This window comes from Streptomyces capparidis, assembly GCF_054782095.1.
Genome location: NZ_BAAGTD010000041.1, coordinates 15,263 through 35,860, shown reverse-complemented (window position 1 = coordinate 35,860; position 20,598 = coordinate 15,263). Strand labels below are relative to the sequence as shown.

The following is a 20,598-nucleotide window of genomic DNA, read 5'->3' as shown; positions in this document are numbered from 1 at the left end:
CGGCGCGGGCGCCGAGCCCCCGGCGCGGCCCGGCGGCGGGCGGTGCCCGCGGTCGCGGGCACCGTTGTTGCCTGACGCTCCGTCAGTTACCGTGCGGGCATCCGGTCGGGCGACGAAGGGGCGCTGAGCCGTGGCGATCACCAATGTGCGTTTCAACCTGGTCCAGCCGGGTGGCGACCCGGCCGGCCTGTCCGGGCGCTACCGCGCCGCCGTCGAGATGGCCGCCTACGCGGACGAGCACGGCGTGGACGCGCTGACGCTGGAGGAGCACCACGGCGCCGAGGACGGCTGGCTGCCGTCCCCGCTGGCCATGGCCGGGGTGGTCCTGGGCCGCACCCGGCGGATCGGGGTGGTGGTCAGCGCCGTCATCGCCCCGCTGTACGACCCGCTGCGCCTGGCCGAGGACCTGGCGGTGCTCGACCTGGCCGGGGGCGGGCGGCTGATGACCGTCGCCGGGATCGGCTACCGCCGCGAGGAGTACGAGGCGCTGGGCCGGGACTGGGCGCGGCGCGGCGAGCTCCAGGACGAGGTGCTCGCCACGCTGCTGCGGGCGTGGACCGGCGAGCCGTTCCCCCACCGGGGCCGGACGGTGCGGGTCACGCCCCGCCCCGCCTCTCGGCCGCACCCGGTGCTGCTGGTCGGCGGGTCGTCGCGGGCGGCGGCACGGCGCGCGGCCCGGTTCGGGCTGCCCTTCTTCCCGTCCGCGCACCTGCCCGAGCTGGAGGAGTACTACCACGCGCGGCGCGCCGAGTACGGCACGGAGGGCTGGTGCCTGATGCCGCCCGCCACCACGGCGCTGCTGCACCTGACCGAGGACCCCGACCGCGCGTGGGAGCGGTACGGGCGGCACCTGCTGTACGAGGCGCGGGTCTACGCCCGGTGGGGCGCGTCGGGGCAGCGCCGCTCCGCGGTGGAGTCGCGGGCGGGCACCGTGGAGCAACTGCGCGCCGAGGGGGTGTACCGGATGGTGACGCCGCGGCAGTGCCTGGAGTTCGCCCGGGAGGAGGGGGACGGCGCCGCCCTGGTGCTGCACCCGCTGTGCGGGGGGATGCCGGTGGAGGAGGGGTGGCGCTCGCTGCGGCTGCTGTGCGAGGAGGTGCTGCCGGGGCTGAAGGCGGCCGCCGGGTGAGCGTCGCGGGCGGTCCCGGCGGCGGACTCAGGCCCGGCCGGCGCGCTGGAAGGTGCCCGGCGTGATGCCGTAGGAGCGGACGAACCAGCGGTGCAGATGGCTCTGGTCGGCGAACCCGGCGCGGGCCGCCGCCTCGGCGACGGAGCCGCCGCGCAGCAGCAGCCGCCTGGCCCGGCGCAGCCGCAACTGCCGCTGGTAGTCGCTCGGCGCCATGCCGTACTCGGCGCGGAACGCCCGGTACAGCGCGAAGCGGCTGCACCCGGCGGCCTCGGCCAGCTCGTCCGCGGTGATCTCCACCGGCCCGTCGTGGTCCAGCTCCCGCTCCAGGCGGGCCCCGGCCCGGCGGGCGGCCCCGGCGGCGGCCCCGCCGGCCAGGGTGCGCACCCGGTCGGGCCCGGTGGCGCCGCGGCGCACCATGGCGGTGACGGCCGCGGTGAGCCGCTCGTCGCGGACCAGCGGTCCCGCGCCGCCCATGAGCGCGGTGTGCAGGCGCAGCAGGGTGCGGAACAGTTGCGGGTCGCGGACGACGGGCTCGGCGAACAGCGGCATGGGCGCCCGGCGCAGCTCGGCGTCGTCCAGCACCGCCCGCACCAGCCCCGGGCCGAGGTGGACGATGCGGTAGGTGAAGCCCTGCTCGACCGCGGCCTCGCCGTCGTGCGGCTCGTCGGGGTTGAACGCCATCACCAGGCCGGCGCCGCCGATGCGCCGGGCGCCGCGGCAGCGGAAGCGCTGGGCCCCGCTCTCGGTGACCGCGAAGGAGTAGGCGTCGTGGCTGTGCGGGTGGAAGACGTGCCGCTCGAAGTGGGCGTGCATGGCCTCCAGCGGCTGGGCGGGGTCGCGCCAGTAGTCGGCCCAGTCCCCCGCGGCTCCCCCGGTCCCGGTGTCCCTCGCGCGTCCCACCGTCGCATTGTGCCCGCACCAGCGTTCAAGACGGGCGGGGCGGGGGCGGGCGAGGGTGCGGGCATGCGTTTCGACACCAAGATCGCCGTGGTGGTCCGGGAGGACCTCGCGGTGTGGCAGAAGCTCAACGTCACGGCGTTCCTCGGCAGCGGTGTGGCGCGCGCCGGGGAGGGCCTGCTCGGCGAGCCGTACCAGGACGCCTCGGGCAACGCGTACCTGCCGATGCTCCGGGAGCCCGTCGTCGTCTACGGCGCCGGCGCCGACGGGATGCGCCGCGCCCACGCCCGGGCGCTGTCCCGCGGGCTGACCGCGGCGGTGTACACCGAGGAGATGTTCGCCGAGGACGACGAGGAGGGCAACCGGGCGGCGGTGCGCGCGGTGGGGGCGGACGGCCTCGCGCTGGTGGGGCTCGCCGTGTACGGGCCGCGCGGCGCCGTGGACAAGGCGCTCAAGGGGCTGCGGCTGCACACGTGACGCACGCGCGCGGCGGCGCCCCGGAGCGGGGGCGCCGCCGCGCGTGCGTGCGGGGGGGGGGGAGGGCTCAGCCCATCTCCTCCAGCTTCTTGCCCTTGGTCTCGGGCACGAACCTCCACACGAAGAAGAAGGAGATCACGGCGAAGACCGCGTAGCCCCAGTAGGTGGTGGACAGGTTCCAGTCGGACAGGGTCGGGAAGCTGACGGTGATCGCCCAGTTCGCGATCCACTGCGCCGAGGCGGCGACGCCCAGCGCCGCGGCCCGGACCCGGTTGGGGAACATCTCGCCCAGGAAGACCCAGACCACCACGCCCCAGGAGAGGGCGAAGAACAGCACGAACACATGGGCGGCGACCAGCGCGACGGCGCCCTGGGTGTCCGGGATGGTGATGTCGTCGCCGGTACCGGACTTGTAGGAGAACGCCCAGGCGGCCACGGCCAGGGAGACGGCCATGCCGGCCGAGCCGACCAGGGCCAGCGGCTTGCGGCCGATCCGGTCCACCAGCGCGATGGCGATGAAGGTGCCGATCAGGTTGATGATCGAGGTGGACAGGCTGATCAGCAGCGAGTCGTCGGTGTCGATGCCCACGGACTGCCACAGCGCGGACGAGTAGTAGAAGATCACGTTGATGCCGACGAGCTGCTGGAAGACCGACAGCAGGATGCCGACCCAGACGATGGGCAGCAGCCCGTACCTGCGGTCGCGCAGGTCGGCGAAGCGCGGCTTGTGGTCGCTGCGCAGCGACTCGCGCACCTCGGCGATGCGCGCGTCCAGGTCCACGTGCGCGCCCTCGACGTCGGCGAGGACCTCACGGGCCTCGTTGGTGCGGCCGACGGAGATCAGGTAGCGGGGCGACTCCGGGATGGCCAGGGACATCACGCCGTAGAGCACGGCCGGGACGGCCATCACGCCGAGCATCCACTGCCAGGCCTGGAGCCCGAGCAGGTGGTTGGTGGTCTCGCCGCCCGCGGCCTGGGCGATGGCGTAGTTGGCGAGCTGGGAGACCACGATGCCGACGACGATGCCGAGTTGCTGGAGCGAACCGAGCCTGCCGCGGTAGGCGGGCGGGGCGACCTCGGCGATGTACGCCGGGGCGATGACGGAGGCCATGCCGACGCCGATGCCGCCGACGACCCGCCACAGGCCCAGGTCCCAGATGGAGAACGGGAACATGGAACCCACCGCGCTGAGGGTGAACAGCACCGCCGCGATCTGCATGGAGCGGATGCGGCCGATGTGGTCGGCCAGGCGCCCGGCGAAGGCGGCTCCGACGGCGCAGCCCAGCAGCGCGGAGGACACCACGAGTCCGGTCTCCCCGCTGCCCACCCCGAAGTGGTCGCGGATCCCGGTGACGGCGCCGTTGATGACGGAGCTGTCGTAACCGAAGAGGAAACCGCCCATGGCGGCGGCTGCGGTGATGAAGACGACGTGCCCGAGGTGCTCCTGCTGCGCCTTGCGGCTCCTGGGCTCCGTCGTCGGAGCTGTGCTGGTCAACGCTTACTCCTGGCGGCTCGACGTGACGCGAGCGAGTGTGCGGCTCGTGACCCCCGGTGAGGGGGCCCGCCCAGGAGCCCCACTACTCGAAGGTAAGTTCAGACTTAACGAGCCTATGACTTCAAGTCTCGAAGTCAATGTGCGGTGCACCACAGGTCATTTCGGGAATGACTGGAGCAAACTCGCAAAAGCCTCTCGCCCATCGTTCACTTATTGAAGATGTGAATCCGGTCATGTCAGCCGCTGACTAATGACCTTGGATACCCCGTCCCCCTGCATTGACACGCCGTAGAGCGCGTCGGCGACCTCCATCGTGCGCTTCTGATGGGTGATCACGATGAGCTGCGAGCTCTCCTGGAGCTCCCGCATGATGCCGATCAGCCGCTGGAGGTTGGTGTCGTCGAGCGCCGCCTCCACCTCGTCCATCACATAGAACGGGCTCGGGCGCGCCTTGAAGATCGCCACCAGCAGCGCCACGGCCGTCAGCGATCGCTCGCCGCCCGAGAGCAGCGACAGGCGCTTGACCTTCTTGCCCGGCGGGCGCGCCTCCACCTCCACCCCCGTGGCGAGCATGTCGTCCGGGTCGGTCAGCACCAGCCGGCCCTCACCGCCGGGGAAGAGCCGCGCGAAGACGCCCTCGAACTCGCGCGCGGTGTCCTCGTACGCCGAGGCGAACACCTGGCGCACCCGCTCGTCCACGTCCCGCACCACGTCCATCAGCCCGGCGCGGGTCTTCCTCAGGTCCTCCAACTGCTCGGTGAGGAACTTGTGCCGCTCCTCCAGCGCCGCGAACTCCTCCAGCGCCAGCGGGTTGACCTTGCCCAACTGCGCGTACGCCCGCTCCGCGGCCCTCAGCCGCTTCTCCTGCTCGGCGCGGACGAACGGCCGCGGGCGGTTCCGCGGGTGGTCCGGGTCCTCGGGCAGCTCCTCGCCCTCGGCGGGCGGCGACGGCGGCACGGGCACCCGCGGCCCGTACTCGGCGGCCAGCCCGTCCGCCTCGATCCCGTACTCCTCCAGCGCCTTGGTCTCCAGTTGCTCGATCCGCAGCCGCTTCTCCGCGCCCAGCACCTCGCCGCGGTGCACCGAGTCCGTCAGCTTGTCCAGCTCCGCCTTCAGGTCCCGGCCGCGGGAGCGCTGGACGCCGAGCTCCTGCTCCCGCTCGGCCCTGGCCCGCTGGGCCTGCTCCCGCTCCGCCTCGGCCCGGGCCAGGGACTCCTCCACGGCGGCCAGCAACCGCCGGGCGCCGGCGAGCACCGCCCCGGCCACGGCGGCCTCCCGCTCCAGCTTCGCCCTGCGCCGCGCCGCCGCGGCCCTGGCCTCCCGCTCGGCGCGGGCCGCCCGGTCCAGGCCGTCCGCCCGGCCGGCCAGGCCCCGCACCCGCTCCTCGTGGGTGCGCACCGCGAGCCGCGCCTCCATCTCGGCCTGCCGGGCGGCGGAGCCCTCGGCGGCCAGCCGGTCGCGCTGCCCGGTGTCCGGCTCGGCCTCGCCCGGCTCGTCCTCCTCCAGGTACGCCAGGCGCGCCGACAGCTCCTCCACCTGGTGCAGCGCCGCCAGGCGCGACTCCTCGGCCTTGGCCGCCGCCGCCGCGAGCCGCTCCGCCTCCCCGGCCGCGCCCCTGGCCTGCCCGCCGAGCCGCCCCAGCTCCCCGGCGACCGCCGACCGCTCCTTCTCCGCCGCGCGCCGCCGCCCCGCGACCTCCTCGACCCGGGCCCTGGCCGCCTCCCGCGCCCGCGCGGCCCGCTCCTGCCCCTCGGCGGCCCGCTCGCACCGGGTGTGCAGCGCCTCCAGTTCCGCCGCCGCCTCGTCCACCGCGGCCCGCGTCTCCAGCAGGCTGGGCGCGCCGGCGGAGCCGCCCCGCGCCAGGTGCCCGCCGAGCAGGTCGCCGTCGGCGGTGACCGCGGCCAGCGACGGATGGGCGCGCACCAGCTCCTCCGCGTCGTCCAGGGACCGCACCACGACGACGTCGCCGAGCAGCCGCCGCACGGCGCCGCGCAGCCCCTCGGGGGCGTCCACCAGGCCGTCCGCCCACCGGGCGCCCGCGGGCAGGCCGGGCCGCCCGCCGCGGTCCGGCTCCGGCGCCCCGTCCAGCAGCAACGCGGCCCGGCCCGCGTCCTCCTTGCGCAGCAGCCGCAGCGCCTCCGCGGCGGCGCGCGGCCCGGAGACCACCACCGCGTCCGCGGCGGCGCCCAGCGCGGCGGCGACCGGCACCTCGTACCCGGGGGACACCGACAGCATCCCGGCGGCGGGGCCGAGCACGCCGGTCAGCCGGTCGGACTCCAGCAGCGCGCCCGTCCCGTCCTTGCGCCGCAGGCCGAGCGCCAGCGCGTCGTGCCGGGCCTGCACGGCCGCGCGCTCCCGCTCCGCCGCCGTCCTCTCCTCCCGGGCCCGCGCCAGCTCCTCCTCGGCGAGGGCCAGCGCCTCGCGGGCGGCCTCGTGCTCCTCCTCAAGCCCGGCGTCGCCCTCCTCCAGGCCGTCCACCGCGGCCTTGAGCTCCTCGTACTCGCGCCGCGCCGCCTCCGCCCTGGCCGCCGCCTCCTCGCTCGCGGACGCCAGCCGCCCGACCTCGGCCTCGGCCGCGGCCGCTCTGCTGCGCGCGGCGCCCACCTGGCCCTGGAGCCTGGCCAGGCCCTCCCGCCGGTCCGCGATGGCGCGGGCGGCCGCCTTCAGGCGCTTGTCCTCCTCGGCGAGCTCCCGCTCCAGGCGGCCCCTGCGGTCCACGGCCTCCTCCAGCGCCAGGCGGGCCTCCTCCAGGGCCTCCTTCAGCTCCGCCTCCTGCTCGCGGACGCGGGCCGCCTCGCGCTCCAGGTCCTCCGGGTCCCGGCCGCGCCGCTCCTCGCCGCCGCCCTCGGTGGCGTGCCTGACCCGCTGCCCGGCGAGCCCGATGGTGCCGCGCACCCGCTCGGCGAGCTGGGACAGCCGGTACCAGGTCTCCTGCGCCTGGGCGACGGCCGGGGTGAGCGCGCGTACCTGCGCCTCCAGCGCGGACTCGGCGTCCTGGGCCGCGGCCAGCTCCTCCTCGACCGCCTCCTTGCGGGCCTTGAGCGCGGTCTCGTCGGCGATCTCGGCGCGCAGCGCCTCGCGCAGCCTCACCAGGTCGTCGGCGAGCAGCCGCAGCCGGGCGTCGCGCAGATCGGCCTGGATCACCGCGGCGCGGCGGGCCACCTGGGCCTGCCGGCCGAGCGGCTTGAGCTGGCGGCGCAGCTCGGCGGTGAGGTCCTGGACGCGGGCGAGGTTGCCCGCCATCGCGTCCAGCTTGCGCAGCGCCTTCTCCTTGCGCTTGCGGTGCTTGAGGACGCCCGCGGCCTCCTCGATGAAGGCGCGGCGCCCGGCCGGGTCGGCGTGCAGCACGGAGTCGAGCTGGCCCTGCCCGACGATGACGTGCATCTCGCGGCCGATGCCGGAGTCGGACAGCAGCTCCTGGATGTCCAGCAGGCGGCAGGTGTCCCCGTTGATCCGGTACTCGCTGCCGCCGTTGCGGAACATCGTCCGCGTGATCGTGACCTCGCTGTACTCGATCGGCAGCGCGCCGTCGGCGTTGTCGATGGTCAGGCTGACCTCGGCCCGGCCCAGCGGCGGGCGCCCGGTGGTGCCCGCGAAGATCACGTCCTCCATCTTGCCGCCGCGCAGCGACTTGGCGCCCTGCTCGCCCATGACCCAGGACAGGGCGTCCACGACGTTGGACTTGCCGGAGCCGTTGGGCCCGACCACGCAGGTGATGCCCGGTTCGAAGCGCAGCGTCGTCGCCGAGGCGAACGACTTGAAGCCTCGCAGGGTCAGACTCTTCAGGTGCACGTGTGCTCACCTCCTGCCGGTGCCCGGTACCGGCCCGTTTGGGGCATCAGGGCAGGACTCGGACTCTACCCGGCGGTCGGGCCCGCCCCGTGGTGGCGACAGGCGGTTTCGCCGTGGTGACCGGAGGGCACATCAACAGGCAAGGGTGAGGAGAACAAGGGGTGGACGAGCCGGCACGCCGGGGCGGGAGGCCGCGGAGCATCGTCAGTGCCGGGCACACGGAAGCCGCGCGGGACCCGGTGGGCGCCGGGTCGGGGCACGCGGCGGCGGCATCGGGAGGAACGGCATCGCCTGCGGCCTGGCGGCGGCGGCATCGACGGCATCGGGACCGGCGGAACCCACCGGCAACGGCGGCACCGGGAAACGGCATCGGTTACGAAGGGCACCACGGAGAACAAGGGCCACAACGACGAAGGGACGCCGAAGCGTCCCTTGCACATGCCAAGCGAGCGGCGACACAGTCCGACCGCCCCCAGACGGGGGAGATCAGGTGAGCGCAGGCTCCGCCTTGGATACGTCGATGCTGCGGAGCAGCGACTCTTCGCGCGATGCGGCGGAGAGCGCGTCGTTCTCGGCCTGGACTCGCACCAGCTCCGACTCCAGGTCCTGGACACGCTGCTGAAGCCTTCGCATCTCGGAGAGGAGCCGCGGGTCGGGACCGCCGACGTAACCGAGAAGCGCCTTTGCCATGATGGATGGTCCTCCACGCTGAGTGACCGACCGGGGTAAGCGGTTGGGTCGAGAAGGGGTCGCACCCGCTGTTTGCACGCCGTCACCCGTGGTTCCGAAGCAGCAGACAGCGGTATGCGCGGGCTTTCAGCGTCTCACCAAATGGTTTGAGGGTCAACACGATCACAGCCCGTCATTCGGGCGTGCCTCGGCTCCAAGGCCGGTGCCGGTCCCTCCGCGCACCCCCCATGTGAAGATCATGGAGAAGTGGTGAAGCCGCCCAGGGCTGCTCGGAGCCGTTCTCAGGGGCGGCGAGATCATCCTCAGGCCCGGAGTCAACCACGGCCGCCGGTGATTGGCAACCATGAAGGCGCCCCCGCGGGCCGCGGCCCGCGGGGGCGCCTCCACGCGCCGGCTTTTTCACCGGATGCTGAACGTCTCGTACCCGCCGCGCGGGTCCCCCCACAGGTCGGCGACGCCGTCCACCCGACCGGGCGTTCCGGCGCCCCGCAGCAGGTCGAGAAGGTGTTCGCAGTCCGCACGCGAGCCCTCGGCCACCACCTGGACCCTGCCGTCGGCGAGGTTCCCCGCGTAGCCGAGCAGGCCGATCTCCAGCGCCCGGGAGCGGGTCCACCACCGGAAGCCCACACCCTGAACCTGGCCACGCACCCAGGCGGTGAGCCGGACATTGTCGTTCATACCAGCACGCTAACCCGCTGAGTAGTCGTACTTCACTCCAGCACCGTCCGCGTTTGGTCTAGAGTCCCCGGCGAGAGACCCACTCACCCTTTCGAGTGATCTTCACTCGATCCTTACCGCCACATGTGACGGAGGCGACAGATGGGCCGCCACAGCCGCAACCGCGTCGCGCCCGCCCCTCGCGAGGCATCCGCCGCTCGAGCGGTGGCCGGCCGGCACCGGGGCAGCAGGCGCCGCCGCCACAGCACCGTCCGCACCGGCCTGCTCGCCTCCTCCGCCGCGCTCGCGGTGGGCGCGGTCGCCATGGGCGCGGGTGTGCTCCCCGGGCCCGCCAAGGACGGCCGCGACGTGGCCGCGGTCGGCCCCAACGCCAACACGGCCTTCCCCGTCCCCCCGGCCGGCCAGCCCGAGCCGGACGGGTCCACGGCCACGCCCGTGACGCCCCCCGAGCGCGAGTCGGTGCCGCCGAGCCGGGGCAGGCACCGCGGCACGCCCGACCCCTCGGAGTCGGTGACCGCGCCCGGCACCCCGCAGGCCCCGCGCTCCCCTGCGCCGCCGCGCACCAGCGAGCCCGCCGACCCGCCGCGGACCAGCGCCCCGCCCACGACACCGCCGCCGCCCACCACCCCCGCCCCCACCAGGCAGCCGGAGACCCCGGTCGGCAACGGCCAGGACAAGGCAGCGGCGGCCGCCGTGCTCGGGCTGGTCAACGCCGAGCGGGCCAAGGCCGGGTGCGACCCGGTGAAGAGCGACGAGCGCCTCGCCGAGCTGGCCGACTCCTTCAGCGAGGACATGGCGGAGCGGTCCTTCTTCGACCATGTGACGCCGGACGGGCTGGACCCGTGGGAGCGGGCGCAGCAGGCGGGGATAACGAACCTCGGCGGCGAGAACATAGCCCGCGGGCAGACCACGGCGCAGGCGGTCATGGACTCGTGGATGGAGAGCGAGGGCCACCGCGCCAACATCCTCAACTGCGAGTACCAGACCCTGGGCGTGGGCGTCCACTTCGCCGAGGGCGGCCCGTGGTGGACCCAGGACTTCGGCTTCTAGACGGGCCCCGGGGCGAGGGCGGCGGTGCACCGCGCCACGGGACGCGGACGCCGGCACACCGGACGCGCCGGCTCCCGCCGTGGCCTCACACGCCCCGCGGGGCGCGCTGGCACCTGGGGCAGAAGTAGCTCGAGCGGTTCATGAACGCGGTACGGCGGATCGGGGTGGCGCAGCGCCGGCACGGCCGGTCCTCGCGGCCGTACGCGTCCAGGGAGCGCTCGAACCAGCCGCTCTCGCCGTTGACGTTGACGTACAGGCTGTCGAAGCTGGTGCCGCCCGCGGCCAGGGCCGCCGTCATCACCTCGCGGACCGCGGTGAGCAGCTCCGCGGTGCGCGGGCGGGTCATGGTGGAGGTGGGCCGGTCGAAGTGCAGCCGGGCCCGCCACAGCGCCTCGTCGGCGTAGATGTTGCCCACCCCGCTGATCAGCGACTGGTCGAGCAGGGCCCGTTTGAGGCCGGTGCGGCGGCGGCGCAGCGCGGCGTGGAAAGCGTCGTCGTCGAAGGCCGGGTCCAGCGGGTCGCGGGCGATGTGCGCGATCACCAGCGGCGTGGTGTCCTGGTCGCCGGGCGTGCCGTCGTGCACCGACAGGCCGCCGAACGTCCGCTGGTCCACGAAGCGCAGCTCGGTGCCGCCGTCCTCGAAGGCGACGCGGATCCGCAGGTGGGTCTCGTCGGGCGCGTCCACGGGCCGCACCAGCAACTGCCCGCTCATCCCCAGGTGGCCGAGCACGGCGCTGCCGGTGCCCGCCAGCGGCAGCCACAGGTACTTGCCCCTGCGGTGCGCCGCCTCGAAGCGGCGGCCGAGCAGCCTGGCGGTGAAGTCGGCGGCCCCGGCCGGGTGGCGGCGCACCGCGCGCGGGTGCAGCACCTCGGCCTTGGCCACGGTGCGGCCGGTGACCCAGCGCGCGAGACCGCGCCGGACCACCTCGACCTCGGGCAGCTCGGGCACCGGTCAGTCCGCCGTCTCGGCGGCGCCGGCGGGGCCGGAGCCGTTCACGGGCGGCTTGGAGGTGCCGTCACCGGTCTCCCCGTGGGCCTCGCGGATCGCGTGCCAGGCGGTCTGCGCCGCCTTCTGCTCGGCTTCCTTCTTGCTGCGCCCCGTGCCGGACCCGTAGTCCGTGCCGCCCACCCGCGCGGTGGCGGTGAACGTCTTCTCGTGGTCGGGGCCCTCTTCGGTCACGATGTACTCGGGCACGCCGATCCCGGCCATCGCCGTGAGCTCCTGGAGGCTGGTCTTCCAGTCCAGGCCGGCGCCGAGGTTGGACGACGCCTCGATCAGCGGGTCGAACAGCCGGTGGATGAGTTCGGACGCCGCGTCCAGGCCCCGGTCGATGTAGACCGCGCCGATGACGGCCTCCAGGGTGTCGGCCAGGATCGAGTTCTTGTCCCGGCCGCCGGTCCCCTCCTCGCCCCGCCCGAGCTGGATGAACCTGCCCAGCTCCAGGGTGCGTGCCACGCCCGCGAGCGCCCGCGAGTTGACCACCGCGGCCCGCAGCTTGGCGAGCTGCCCCTCGGGCAGGTCCGGGTGGACCCGGTAGAGGGTGTCCGTGACGACCAGGCCGAGAACGGAGTCCCCGAGGAACTCCAGGCGCTCGTTGGTGGGCAGCCCGCCGTTCTCGTACGCGTAGGAGCGGTGCGTCAGCGCACGCACCAGAAGGGCGGGCTCGAGCGAGTACCCGAGCCGCCCTTCCAGGAGTGCGTGGGACGAGGCCTTCTTGTCCGGCGGTTCCCCGTTGACGCGGGGAGGACGCTTCGACGGCGGTGTGCCGTCCGACATTGAGCCTGTCACCCGCCGTTCAGACCTCGAGGACCTGACGGCGGTTGTAGGTGCCGCAGCTTGGGCACGCGATGTGCGGCAGCTTGGGCTCACGGCAGCGGTCGCACGCCACGAGCGACGGGACCGCAGCCTTCCACTGCGCACGGCGGTGACGCGTGTTGCTGCGCGACATCCTTCGCTTCGGAACGGCCACGGCTACTTCTCCTGGTTCTCATCGGCGCCGGTTCCGGCGCCGCTGCTGTGTCCTTCGTGATCGTCGTTCTCGGACGAGACGACGAGGTCCTGCAAAGCCGCCCACCGGGCGTCGACGGACTCGTGGTGGTGCTCCGGGTCGTCCGCGAACCGCGCCCCGCACTGGGGGCACAGTCCCGGGCAGTCCTCCCGGCACACCGGTTGCAGCGGCAGTGCGAGCACCACCGCGTCGCGCAGCACCGGCTCGAGGTCGAGCAGTTCGGCCTCGAGCGTCAGCGTCTCCTCCTCGTCGTCGTCCTCGGACTCGCCGCGGTCGACGTCGGGGTAGGAGTACAGCTCCTGGAAGCCCACTTCGAGCTCCTGCTCGAGCGGCTCCAGGCACCGTACGCATTCTCCCTCAAGAGGTGCGCGGGCAGTACCCGTGACGAGCACGCCCTCCATCACCGCCTCGAGGCGCAGCTCCAGCTCCACGGTCGCGTTCACCGGGACGCCGATCACCTCGATGCCGAGGCCCTCGGGAGCCGGGACGGAGCGGGTCAGCCGCTTGAGCGAACCAGGACGCCGGCCCAGCTCGCGTGTGTCGAACACGAGCGGGTTGCGGTGGTCTGGGCGGTTCAGGGCTTTCCTGCTCTCGTGTGGCACTCCCCGCGGAGACGGGGAGGCGGCTTCCTTACGGGCTGCGACGGCCCCGGACTGTGCACGAGCCGAGAGGCACGAGTTCACACCTCGTACGCCTGGGCCCCGCACATGCCGGGATTCGGGGCAGCCGACAACACCGGCGCTGCGGCCGGAGCAGTCAGGATACTGGACGAGGTCACCGACTCCCAACTCGGCGCCGTCCGCGCCCGCCGCCCCGCGGCCCCGCCTGCCCGCCGGTCCCCCGGCGGGCAGGCGGGGCCGCGCTCAGGAGCCGCCCTCCAGCTCGCGCAGCCGCTGCACGTCGATCATCGAGGTGTCGAAGAAGCTGGTCTCGTCCAGGCTGCCGCCGCCCCCGTGGCCGGGCTGCCGCTGGTGGTCCTGCGGCGGCGGCGGGGGCAGCGGCGGGTAGCCCTCGGCGCCGCCCTGGCCGTAGCCCTGGTCCCAGCCGTAGGCGCCGTCGTAGCCGGACGGCGGGCCGAAGCCGTCCTGGCCCTGCCCGTACGGCCGGTCCTGGGCGGCCGGCGGGTAGCCGTCCTGCGGGTGGCCGTAGCCGTACCCGCCGCCGTCCCAGCCGCCCTCCTGGTAGCCGCCCGCGTCCCCGTACCCGGCGGCCGGGGCGTAGCCGGGCTGGGGCGGCTGCTGGGGCGGCGCCTCGGGCCGCTGCGGGGCGGACGGCGCGGACGGCTGCTCCGGCACGCGCCCGGCCAGCATGGCGACGTAGTCCGCGTCGCTCTGCCCGATGGGGATCTCCTGCTGGTCGGCCAGGGCCGCGTAGTCGGCCAGGTCGTCGGTGGGCCTGCGGCCGAGCAGCTTCGCGCGGCCCCTGCCGACGGCCTCCAGGGTCTTGCCCAGCACCGCCTCGAAGCTGGCCAGCTTCGCGTCCACGTACGCGTCGGCGCGGCGGCGCAGCTCCTCCGGGTCGCTGGAGCGCTCGGGGGCGTCGGCGTCCGGCCGGCCGTTCTCGTCGATGCCGGGGCCCCGGCCGAGCAGCTTCTCGCGCCCGCGGTCCACCGCGCCGAGGGTCTTGGTGAGCACCACCTCGAAGTTGGCGAGCTTGCTGTCCACGTAGTCGTCGGCCTCGGCGCGGATCTCCTCCGCCTCGCGGCGGGCCTCGGCCAGGATCCGGTCCGCCTCGTCCCTCGACTCGCGGGCGACCTGGGTGCCGGCGATCAGCGAACCCCGCTCGTCGTGCGCCGACTTCAGGATCCGCTGGGCCTCCTCGCGGGCCTCGGCGAGCACCCGCTCGCGGTCGCCGAGCACCTCGTGGGCCTGCGCGAGGGAGCCGGGCAGGGCCTCGCGCACCTCCCCGAGCATCGCGAGCAGCTCGGCGCGGTTGACCACGCAGGACGCGGACATCGGCATGGAACGGGCGCTGCGCACCGCCGCGACGATCTCGTCGAGCTTCTTCTGCACGTCCACCTGGGCTCAAGTCTCTCCTCGGGCCCCCGCCGACCGGGCGGGAGCGCCTCCCCCGGCCGGGACCGGCCGGGGCACGGAACGACTCTACGACTCGGCCGCCCGTCACCCCGTCCGCCCGCCGCCCCCACCACCCCGGGGCGAGCCGGTGACAGGGGCGGGCGAGCCCGTGCCCGCGGGTGCGCTCAGCGCGCCCGCAGGCGCTCGGTGAGCGCGCCGAGGACGGTGGGCGGCACCAGGTGGGAGACGTCGCCGCCCCACGCGGCGACCTCCTTGACCAGGGAGGAGGACAGGAAGCTGTAGGTGGGGTTGGTGGGGATGAACAGGGTCTCCACTCCCGACAGGCCGTTGTTCATCTGGGCCATCTGGAGCTCGTAGTCGAAGTCGCTGACCGCGCGCAGGCCCTTGACGATGGCCGGGATCTCGCGCTGCTTGCAGAAGTCGACCAGCAGCCCGTGGAAGGACTCGACGACGACGTTGCCGTACTCGGCGGTGACGCCCTCGATCAGCGAGATCCGCTCCTCCACCGTGAACAGACCCTGCTTCGACTTGTTGATCATCACGGCGACGTAGACGACGTCGTACAGCCTGGACGCCCGCGCGATGATGTCGAGGTGGCCGTTGGTGATCGGGTCGAACGAACCCGGGCATACGGCTCGGCGCACTGGTGGTCCCTCGCTTTCCCGCGTGTGGAAGCGGCCCGCACCGCCCTTCACGCGGCGCGACCGTACCAAAGCGTTCCCTCGCCGTAGCGACGGGCCCGCAGCCCCTCGAAGCCGGGCGGCCAGCGGAACTCCCCGCCCCTCGTCCTGCGTTCCACCGTGGCCAGCGCGCCTTCCCCGATCCACCCTCCGGAGCGGAGTGTGAGAAGGATCTCCCGCACCGTGTCGTCGGTGACGTCGTACGGCGGGTCGAGGAAGACCACGTCGTAGGGGTGCTCGGGGGCGGGCTCCGCGACGACCCGCTCGGCCCGGCCCGCCCTGACCTCGGCGCCGGGCAGCCCCACCGCGCGGACGTTCTCCCGGATGGTGCGGGCGGCCTTGGCGTCGGCCTCCACCAGCAGGGCGTGCGCCGCGCCGCGGGAGAGCGCCTCAAGGCCGACGGCTCCCGAGCCGCCGTACAGGTCGAGCACCCGGGCCCCGGTGAGCCCGCCGCGCAGCGCCTCCAGGGTGGAGAACAGCCCCTCGCGCGCCCGGTCGGAGGTGGGGCGGGTGCCCTGCCCTGGCGGCACGGCCAGGCGGCGGCCGCCCGCCGCCCCGGCGATCACGCGGGTCATGGGTGCTTCCTTCGACAGCCGTCGGCGACGGGGCGGGGAGCAGCCCGCCTCCGTCCGTACGCCGGTCCATTATCGGACTCCCCGGCGCCGGGGAGCGCTCCGGCGTGGCCGTTTCCGGCCGGGCGGGACCGGGCGGCGCCGGGGCGGGCGGGGCCGGCCGCCCGCGCCGGCGCGCCCGGGGCGCTCAGCCCTCGGCGGACTCCCGCGCCGACCCCAGCAGGGCCGGGGAGGCGTAGCGGGACCACGACAGGCAGCCGTCGGGCGGGCAGTACTCGGGGCGGCGCGGGTCGTGGCCGAGCTCGCGCAGCTTGGTGCGGACCGAGTCGGGCGTGCGCCCGAAGCGGGCGGCTATCCGGGCGACGGTCTCCCCCTCGTGGAAGCGGCGCAGCAGCTCCTCCTCGTGCTGCGGCACCCACGGCGCCCCGTGGCCGGGGAACAGCTCGCGCAGCACGTCGCGGTCCGGGATGGGCTCGGCGACCTCGGCGACGATGGCCAGGGCGCGCAGGGCGCGGTTGAGCGCGATGCGCAGCGCGGCCACGTCCTGCATGGGCAGGCGCAGCTCGCCGGAGGCGATGGGCTCCTCGGCGGCGCCCTCCAGCCACCCGGTCAGCGTGAGGGTCACCGTGCTGTCGTCGTCGCTGGCGAGCTCGATCCGGAAGACCTTGTCGCCCAGCGGCAGTTCGTTGAGATGACGAAACGCCATGATGCAGCCCCCAAGGGTCCAAGTGGGCCGATCCTTCCCGGATCGGCTCGGACTGGGTCCATTCTCTCGTGGGGGTCTGACAGTGACGCTCCGTGACGTACCGGCCGGAGCAGGGGCGGGAAGGGCGGGTCCGGCGCGCATCCGGGCAGGGCGCGGCGTCCGCGGCGGCGGGCGGAGAAGCCGGGGCGGTCCGCGCGCCGCTCCCCCGGCCCGTCGTCACCCCTTGTCGAGGTACTCCGCCCGCTCCGCGTCCAGCAGGCTGTCCAGGGCGGCGCGCAGGTCGGGGTGGCGGGTCAGGTCGGGGTCCTCGGCGACCAGGGCGGCGGCCTCCTCGCGGGCGGCCTCGATCACGTCCTCGTCCTGGATCACGGCGAGCATGCGCAGCGACGAGCGGGCCCCGGACTGGGCCTGGCCGAGCACGTCGCCCTCGCGGCGCTGCTCCAGGTCGATGCGGGACAGCTCGAAGCCGTCCAGCGTCGCGGCGACCGCGTCGAGCCGCTGCCTGGCCTGGGTGCCCGCGGGCATCTCGCTGACCAGCAGGCACAGGCCGGGAGCGCTGCCGCGGCCCACCCGGCCGCGCAACTGGTGGAGCTGGGAGACGCCGAACCGGTCCGCGTCCATGATCACCATCGCGGTGGCGTTGGGCACGTTGACGCCGACCTCGACGACGGTGGTGGCGACGAGCACGTCCACCTCGCCGGAGGCGAAGCGGCGCATCACCTCGTCCTTGGCGTCCGGGGCCATCCTGCCGTGCAGGACCTCCACCCGCAGGCCGCGCAGCGGGCCGTCGCGCAGTTGCGCCGCGATGTCGAGCACGGCCAGCGGCGGGCGGCGCTCCTCGGCGTCCGCCCCGGCGTCGTCCACCTCGTCGTCGGCCGGGGCGGGGCCGCGCTTGCGCCGGCCGGCCGCGGGCTGCTCCTCCTCGTCGCCGATGCGCGGGCAGACGACGTACGCCTGGTGGCCGCCCTCCACCTCCTCGCGCACCCGGTCCCAGGCGCGGGCCAGGAAGTGCGGCTTCTCCTGCGCGGGCACCACGTGGGTGGCGATCGGGGAGCGGCCGGCGGGCAACTGGTCGAGGACGGAGGTCTCCAGGTCGCCGAAGACCGTCATGGCGACCGTGCGCGGGATGGGGGTGGCGGTCATCACCAGCAGGTGCGGGGGCCGCTCCGCCTTGGCGCGCAGGGCGTCGCGCTGCTCCACGCCGAAGCGGTGCTGCTCGTCGACCACGACCAGGCCCAGGTCGTGGAAGCGCACCTTGTCCTCGATCAGGGCGTGGGTGCCCACCACGATCCCGGCCTCGCCCACGGCCAGGTCGAGCAGGGCCTGCCTGCGGGCGGCGGCGCCCATGGAGCCGGTGAGCAGCACCACCTTGGTGCCGTCGGCCGAGCCGCCGAGCATGCCCTGCTCGGCGAGCGGGCCCAGCATCTCCACGATGGAGCGGTGGTGCTGCTGGGCGAGCACCTCGGTGGGGGCGAGCATGGCCGCCTGTCCCCCGGCGTCCACCACGGTGAGCATGGCGCGCAGGGCCACCATGGTCTTGCCGCTGCCGACCTCGCCCTGGAGCAGCCGGTGCATGGGGTGTTCGTCCGCGAGGTCGGCGAAGATCTCGGCGGCGACCCGCCGCTGGCCCTCGGTGAGGGTGAACGGCAGCCTGGCGTCGAACGCGTCCAGCAGGCCGCCCTCCCGCCGGGGCCTGGGCACGGCGGGCAGGCCGGCGTCGGCGAGGCGGCGGCGGGCCAGCGCGACCTGGAGGACGAACGCCTCGTCCCACTTCAGCCGGGCTCTGGCCGCCTCCACGTCGGCCCGGGCGCGCGGCCGGTGGACCTTCTCCAGCGCCTCGGGCAGCGGCAGCAGCCCCCGGGAGGCGCGCAGGGACGGCGGCAGCGGGTCGCCCACGCCCGCCCAGGAGGAGGCGGCCAGGGAGTCGAGGGCGACCTCGACGCACTGGGCGACCTTCCAGGACTGCATCTTCGCGGCGGCGGGGTAGACCGGGATGAGCCGGTTCGCCCACTCCTTGGCCGTGCCCGCGCCCGCCTCCTCGTCCATCAACTGGTAGTCGGGGTGGGCGAGCTGGCGGACGCGGTTGAACACGGTGACCTTGCCCGCGAACAGGCCGCGGAGGCCGGGCCGCAGCTCGCGCTCCCGCCAGGACTGGTTGAAGAAGACCAGGGTGAGCGAGCCGCGCCCGTCGGTGACGACGACGTCGAGCCGGTCGCCCCTGCGGCCGCGGAACGGCACCTTGGTGACCTTGGCGATGCGGGCGACGACCGTGACGTGCTCGTCGATGACGAGGTCGTCCAGGCTGGTCAGCTCGCCGCGCTCGGCGTACCGGCGCGGGTAGTGGTGCAGCAGGTCGCCGACGGTGCGCAGGCCGAGGGCGTCGGCGAGGACCTTGGCGGTGCGGTCGCCGACGAGCCTGCCCAGTGGCTGGTCCAGCAGCGTGGACCCGTGCAGCGCGTCCATGGTGATGCCATTCCACACCATCGGTGCGACAACGGCACGGCGCGGGCCCGCGTGCCGCGGCCGGCGCCGGGCGGCTACTCGACGCCGATGAGCAGCGGGGAGGTGTGCTGCTCGCCGCGGTGGACGACGATGTCCACGGCCAGGTGGTGCTCGCGCACGTGCGCCCGGAGGCGGCGGGCGAGCCCGGGCGGGGCGTCCGCGCCCAGGACCAGGGTGACCAGCTCACCGCCCGCGGCGAGCATCCGGTCCAGGACCGCGCGGGCGGTCTCCTCCACGTCGCGGCCGATCACGGCGACATCGCCGTCGATCAGGCCCAGGGCGTCCCCGGCCTGGCACACCCCGGCCATGGTCCACGACCTGCTCTCGGCGACGGCGAGCTCGGCGCAGCGGGTGGCGCCCGCGGCCGCGGTCATGGCGACCACGTCCTGGTCGAAGCGGTGCGCCGGCTCGTGCACGGCCAGCGCGGCCAGGCCCTGCACCACGGAGCGGGTGGGGATCAGCGCGACCCGGGTGCCGTCCTGGCGGGCGCGCTCGGCCGCGGCCCCCGCGGCGGTGCGCAGCGCCTCGTCGTTGGGCAGCAGGACCACCTCGTGGGCGCGGGTGCCGCGGACGGCGGCGGCGATCTCGGCGCTGGAGGGCGGTTCGCCCGGCGGGACGCGCAGCACGGTGGCGCCCGCCCGCGCGCACAGCTCGGCCAGGCCCTCGCCCCGGACGACGGCGAGCACCGCGCGCCCGGCGGGCCCGTCCTGGGCGCCGTCGGGGGGCGGGGCGGCGCCGAAGTGGGTGATGCGGATGCGGTGCGGGCGGCCCGCCTCCACCCCGGCCTCGACGGCGGCGCCCGCGTCGTCCACGTGGACGTGCACGTTCCACAGGCCGTCGCCGCCGACGACGACCAGGGAGTCGCCGAGCCGGTCCAGGCGGGCCCGCAGCCTGGGCACGGCGGAGTCGGGGGCGTCGAGCAGGTAGACGACCTCGAACGAGGGGCCGCCGGGCACGGCGTGCGGGTCTCCCGCGGCGCAGCCGGCGGGGGACACCGGGTGGGCCGGCGGGCGGGCGTGGGCGAGCGGGCCCATGGGGGCGTTGCCGGTGACCGCGTCGGCCAGCGCGGCCAGCACGGTGACCAGGCCGTAGCCGCCCGCGTCCACCACCCCGGCCTCGCGCAGCGCCGCCAGGCGGCCGGGGGTCTGCTCCAGGGCGGCCCTGGCGCCCTCCACCGCGGCGTGCGCGACCGCGCCGAGCCCGCCCGCCTCGCGCCGGGCGGCGTCCGCGGCGGCGGCGGCGACGGTGAGGACGGTGCCCTCCACCGGCCGGGCCACGGCCTCGTAGGCGGAGGAGGCGGCCCGCTCCAGGGCCAGGCGCAGCAGCTCGGCGTCGTCGGGGCGCGGGTCCTGCCGGGGCGGCCCCTCGGGGGCGAGCACCTCGCTCATGCCGCGCAGCAACTGGGCGAGGATGACCCCGGAGTTGCCGCGGGCGCCGATGAGGGCGCCGTGGGCCATGGCGCGGACGGTGTCGGGCAGGGCGGGCCCGCGGGAGGCGGCGGGTCCGGTCCCGTGCGCGGTGAAGACGGCCTCCACGGCCTGGGCGGCCGACTCGACGGTGAGGTAGAGGTTGGTGCCGGTGTCCCCGTCGGGCACGGGGTAGACGTTGATCGCGTCGATCTCCTCGCGGGCCTGCCCGAGCGCCTCCAGGGCGAGCCGGCACCAGGCGCGCACGGCGGGGGCGGCGAGCGTGTCGGGCACCGTCTCCTCCTGATCGGCCGCGTGGGCTCGTGATCGGCCGGGCCGATGGTAGCCGCAGGTCCGCGGGCTGCCGGAAGGGCGAGCCGGACATGGTAGTTTCGTGGGGCGGGAGCGGCCGTTGTATGCTGCTCCGGTTGCCCGACCCAGATCGGGCCCTCATCGCTCGGTACTGCCGGTCGCGTCGT

The 20,598-nt window shown here is 74.9% G+C and carries 18 protein-coding genes; 3 read left to right on the top strand and 15 right to left on the bottom strand.

Going from position 1 to position 20,598, the window contains the following annotated elements:
* Window positions 1–130: 130 nt before the first annotated feature.
* Window positions 131–1,129: an LLM class flavin-dependent oxidoreductase gene (locus tag ACYVO2_RS27385; protein WP_461010683.1), complete on the top strand. Its 999-nt coding sequence runs from the start codon at window positions 131–133 to the stop codon at window positions 1,127–1,129.
* A 27-nt stretch (window positions 1,130–1,156) separates the two neighbouring features.
* Here the strand turns inward: ACYVO2_RS27385 and ACYVO2_RS27380 are convergent, their stop codons facing one another.
* Window positions 1,157–1,942, bottom strand: a complete 786-nt coding sequence (locus ACYVO2_RS27380) for an AraC family transcriptional regulator (RefSeq protein ID WP_461010724.1) — start codon at window positions 1,940–1,942, stop codon at window positions 1,157–1,159.
* Between the two features lie 150 nt (window positions 1,943–2,092).
* Here ACYVO2_RS27380 and ACYVO2_RS27375 point away from each other — a divergent pair, with 150 nt between their 5' ends.
* Complete coding sequence (locus tag ACYVO2_RS27375) at window positions 2,093–2,503, top strand: DUF2000 family protein (RefSeq protein WP_461010682.1); 411 nt, start codon at window positions 2,093–2,095, stop codon at window positions 2,501–2,503.
* 67 nt (window positions 2,504–2,570) lie between these two features.
* On the opposite strand, the gene ACYVO2_RS27370 is transcribed toward ACYVO2_RS27375, so the two are convergent.
* From ACYVO2_RS27370 to ACYVO2_RS27355, 4 genes are all read right to left on the bottom strand, one after another.
* Window positions 2,571–3,998: a sugar porter family MFS transporter gene (locus tag ACYVO2_RS27370; protein WP_461010681.1), complete on the bottom strand. Its 1,428-nt coding sequence runs from the start codon at window positions 3,996–3,998 to the stop codon at window positions 2,571–2,573.
* Between the two features lie 231 nt (window positions 3,999–4,229).
* Window positions 4,230–7,790 (bottom strand): chromosome segregation protein SMC, encoded by a 3,561-nt coding sequence (gene smc / locus ACYVO2_RS27365; protein ID WP_461010680.1) that lies wholly within the window; start codon window positions 7,788–7,790, stop codon window positions 4,230–4,232.
* Window positions 7,791–8,276: 486 nt separating this feature from the next.
* A complete protein-coding gene (locus tag ACYVO2_RS27360) occupies window positions 8,277–8,480 on the bottom strand; it encodes a hypothetical protein (protein WP_461010679.1) in 204 nt (67 codons plus the stop codon).
* Between the two features lie 399 nt (window positions 8,481–8,879).
* Window positions 8,880–9,158, bottom strand: a complete 279-nt coding sequence (locus ACYVO2_RS27355; protein ID WP_461010678.1) for an acylphosphatase — start codon at window positions 9,156–9,158, stop codon at window positions 8,880–8,882.
* Window positions 9,159–9,299: 141 nt separating this feature from the next.
* On the opposite strand from ACYVO2_RS27355, the gene ACYVO2_RS27350 reads away from it, so the two are divergent.
* Window positions 9,300–10,208 carry a CAP domain-containing protein gene (locus ACYVO2_RS27350; RefSeq protein ID WP_461010677.1) on the top strand — a complete coding sequence of 303 codons (909 nt, stop codon included), beginning with the start codon at window positions 9,300–9,302 and terminating at the stop codon, window positions 10,206–10,208.
* A gap of 85 nt (window positions 10,209–10,293) precedes the next feature.
* On the opposite strand, the gene mutM is transcribed toward ACYVO2_RS27350, so the two are convergent.
* From mutM to ACYVO2_RS27300, 10 genes are all read right to left on the bottom strand, one after another.
* Window positions 10,294–11,157, bottom strand: a complete 864-nt coding sequence (mutM, locus tag ACYVO2_RS27345) for a bifunctional DNA-formamidopyrimidine glycosylase/DNA-(apurinic or apyrimidinic site) lyase (protein WP_461010676.1) — start codon at window positions 11,155–11,157, stop codon at window positions 10,294–10,296.
* Between the two features lie 3 nt (window positions 11,158–11,160).
* Complete coding sequence (gene rnc, locus ACYVO2_RS27340; protein WP_461010675.1) at window positions 11,161–11,985, bottom strand: ribonuclease III; 825 nt, start codon at window positions 11,983–11,985, stop codon at window positions 11,161–11,163.
* A 19-nt stretch (window positions 11,986–12,004) separates the two neighbouring features.
* Window positions 12,005–12,178 carry a 50S ribosomal protein L32 gene (gene rpmF, locus ACYVO2_RS27335; RefSeq protein ID WP_461010674.1) on the bottom strand — a complete coding sequence of 58 codons (174 nt, stop codon included), beginning with the start codon at window positions 12,176–12,178 and terminating at the stop codon, window positions 12,005–12,007.
* 2 nt (window positions 12,179–12,180) lie between these two features.
* Window positions 12,181–12,765, bottom strand: a complete 585-nt coding sequence (locus ACYVO2_RS27330) for a YceD family protein (protein WP_461010673.1) — start codon at window positions 12,763–12,765, stop codon at window positions 12,181–12,183.
* Window positions 12,766–13,080: 315 nt separating this feature from the next.
* Window positions 13,081–14,235, bottom strand: coding sequence for a cell division initiation protein (locus ACYVO2_RS27325; RefSeq protein ID WP_461010672.1), 1,155 nt, complete (start codon window positions 14,233–14,235; stop codon window positions 13,081–13,083).
* Window positions 14,236–14,417: 182 nt separating this feature from the next.
* On the bottom strand, window positions 14,418–14,897 hold the full coding sequence (gene coaD, locus ACYVO2_RS27320; RefSeq protein WP_461010671.1) for a pantetheine-phosphate adenylyltransferase: 480 nt from the start codon (window positions 14,895–14,897) through the stop codon (window positions 14,418–14,420).
* Window positions 14,898–14,944: 47 nt separating this feature from the next.
* On the bottom strand, window positions 14,945–15,526 hold the full coding sequence (rsmD, locus tag ACYVO2_RS27315; RefSeq protein WP_461010723.1) for a 16S rRNA (guanine(966)-N(2))-methyltransferase RsmD: 582 nt from the start codon (window positions 15,524–15,526) through the stop codon (window positions 14,945–14,947).
* A 166-nt stretch (window positions 15,527–15,692) separates the two neighbouring features.
* A complete protein-coding gene (locus ACYVO2_RS27310) occupies window positions 15,693–16,211 on the bottom strand; it encodes a hypothetical protein (protein WP_461010670.1) in 519 nt (172 codons plus the stop codon).
* A gap of 216 nt (window positions 16,212–16,427) precedes the next feature.
* Entirely contained in the window at window positions 16,428–18,674 is a 2,247-nt protein-coding gene (gene recG, locus ACYVO2_RS27305; RefSeq protein ID WP_461010669.1) for an ATP-dependent DNA helicase RecG, read from the bottom strand.
* Between the two features lie 74 nt (window positions 18,675–18,748).
* Window positions 18,749–20,413, bottom strand: coding sequence for a DAK2 domain-containing protein (locus tag ACYVO2_RS27300; RefSeq protein ID WP_461010668.1), 1,665 nt, complete (start codon window positions 20,411–20,413; stop codon window positions 18,749–18,751).
* Window positions 20,414–20,598 lie beyond the last annotated feature (185 nt).